At 45.8% G+C, this 3,010-nt stretch carries 1 protein-coding gene and 1 pseudogene; both read right to left on the reverse strand.

Features of this window, described 5'->3' with window-relative positions:
* Positions 1-2,558 (reverse strand): two-partner secretion domain-containing protein (locus tag AC4II3_RS32230; RefSeq protein ID WP_488029834.1); only part of this gene is annotated, 2,558 nt, incomplete at its 3' end.
* A 116-nt stretch (positions 2,559-2,674) separates the two neighbouring features.
* Positions 2,675-3,010: pseudogene (locus AC4II3_RS32235) on the reverse strand (hypothetical protein); the annotation flags it as partial.

Here is a 3,010-nt window from a genome sequence, read left to right on the forward strand (position 1 = left end):
CCTGAGGTGGGGTCTACCTGGGAGATGTTGAGGATTACGTCACCGTTGAAGGATGAACCAAGGGTGGAGGTGGAAGTGATGTCATTTCCTGGAGTTGGACCGTCTCGAAACTCTAAGCCAAAGATGCCTTGGGCATTAATCCTAACACTACCTCCTGGGCCTTCTTCAGCATTGGCGGTGATGTCGCTATCTCCGAGACCGACTAGGGTATCAGTATCAATAAATATATTTCCCCCAGTGGTTGTATTCTGAGCGTCAGTTATAATCAAGCTTTGGTTGAGGAGTCGGATGTCACTGGAAAAGAGTTTAATATTGCTGTCGTCTCCTCCTGCTGTTTCTGCTGTGATCCTACCTTTGTTGTTAAGGAAAATGGAGTTGGCATTAATCTCTACCTCCCCTGCTGAACTCCCCTCTTTAATGCTTCTAGCACTAACTTCTGCTCGATCAGAGATAATTAACTGCCCGGTGGTAATATTCAAATTTCCGGCATTTCCTGTTGCTTTCTGATTAGCTTGAGCAAACAAGCCGCTGACAAACTCACCATTGGCTGAGGTACCAATTAGTTGAATAGTCTCCTCAGCATCCACACTCAAGGTTCCCCCGTTCCCTTCACCGCTTGTACCAGCTGAAACAACTGCTCCATCTTTGACAATTAATTCCCCAGTGGTAATACTCAAATCTCTTGCATTTCCTGTCCCTTTAGTTCGAGTAAACAAGCCGCTGCGAATCTGACCATCGGCTGAGGTACCAATCACTTGAACAGTAGAGGAGGCATCTACACTCAAGGTTCCGCCGTCCCCTTCACCAAAAGTGCCAGCTGAAACAATTCCTCCATCAGAGACAATTAACTCCCCAGTAGTAATATTCAAATTTCCGGCATTTCCTGTTGAGTTTCGATTAGCTTGAACAAACAAGCCTCTGGCAAACCGACTATCGGCTGACCTACCAATGACTTGAACAGTAGAGTCGGCATCCACAGTCAAATTTCCGCCGTCCCCTTCACGAAAAGTGCTAGCTGAAACAATTGCTCCATCAGAGACAATTAACTCCCCAGTGGTAATACTCACATCTCCCCCATTTCCTTTCCCAAAAGTTCGAGCAAACAAGCCGCTGCCGAACTGACCATCGGCTGAGGTCCCAATCACTTGAACAGTAGAATCGGCATCCACAGTCAACTTTCCTCCGTCCCCAAGACCCCTTGTGCTAGCTGAAACTTCTGCTCCATCAGAGACAATTAACTCCCCAGTGGTAATACTCACATCTCCCGCTTTTCCTTTCCCTTGAGTTAGAGCAAACAAGCCGCTGCGAATCTGACCATTGGCTGAGGTCCCAATCACTTGAACAGTAGAGTCGGCATCCACAGTCAAATCTCCCCCGTCCCCAAGACCAAGATTGCTAGCTGAAACTTGTGCTCCATCAGAAACCATTAACTGCCCAGTGGTAATAGTTACATCTCCCCCATTTCCTGTTGCTTCTTCAATGACGTTGGCTGCCAAAGCGCTGGCAATATCATCAGGCGATGCACCAATTACTCGAACAGATTCAGTGGCATCCACTGTCAAATCTCCCCCCTGTCCTGAGCCAGTTACATCCGTAGTTATCCTAGAAGCACCCTCAAGGCTGAGCTGTGAAGCCTCAACCACTATCCCACCGCCACTTCCACTGCCGTTGGTATCCGCAAATACAAAAGAGCGATCGCGTAAACTCACCTTAGCCCCTTGCACCTGCATACTGCCACCACTTTCGCCACTGGTCTCAACTCTAGCCTCCTCGGACAAACTAATATCCTGAAACCCTTGAACTGGTGAATAATCCAACACAAAACTCGTATCGGTTGGGGTCAGGTTCACCACACTATTAGAACCAACACTCCCCAGCTCAATGCGTCCATCGGTTGCTCTTAAGCCACCACCATCAATAGTAATGTCACCACCAATTAGGCCTAAGGTTTGACCATTTCGCACCTGAAGACCATTACGTCGTTCCCCAAAATCATGACGAGACTGATTAGTAATACTTCCTGGATTTGAGCCATATTGCAACCCAGATGGAATATTAATGGTCAACAACGGTTTTTCCTTGGGATTTAATGTGCTGAAAACTGTGCCATCGTCAAACAACACACTATCAGCAGTACTCCCAAAAAATGACCCTCCGAGATCTAGTCGGCTATTGGGACCAAAGAAAATACCGTTTGGATTAATCACAAACAAGTTAGCATTACCCAATACGCCTAGAGTCCCTAAAATATTGGAAACATTAGTTCCCGTTACCCGACTCAGGATGTTGGCAATTCCAGCAGGATTATCAAAATAAACTCGCCCCATCTCATCCACATTGAAATCTGAAAAGCTGTGGAAGAGATTGCTTTCTCTAATCGCCCCACCTTCAATTAAATCTGCCAGGGCACCCTTAACATCGACATTGGGAGTTACTACAGAGCTTTCATTCCCCAGGCTATTATCTGGAGTAATTTGTCCTAATGCTGTAGTTGCACCCAGTAAAGAACACAGAAAAACGCTACTTGCTTGCACAAGTCCGTCAACCAGAGGTTTCATGGTAATAAAAAAGAGCTACCGAATTGACATAATTATTTCATAAAACTCAGGTTTTTACTGTTAATTTTTATTAGGCCAATCTGGCAGTTTTAATTAGATTAGTTGCATTGTTTACTTTAGGTAATCGATAATTTGGAATAGTCAATAGGGAATAGGCAATAGGGAATAGGCAATAGGCAATAGGCAATAGGCAATAGGGAATAGGCAAAAAACTCTGTATATCTCATTAAAATGTCGCCACTCTCCCTGTAGTTACTAATAATTTGCTCCAACAACGGTATAGCCTTTTGATATTGACCTGTTTCATAGAGTTGTTGGCCAACGGGAATCGGGAATCGGGAATCGGGAATTGGGAATCGGTAAGAGGGAATCGGGGATCGGTAAGAGGGAATCGGGAATCGGGAATCGGGGATCGGGAATCGGGAATCGGGAATCGGGAATCGGGAATCGGG

The organism is Moorena sp. (assembly GCF_982860115.1).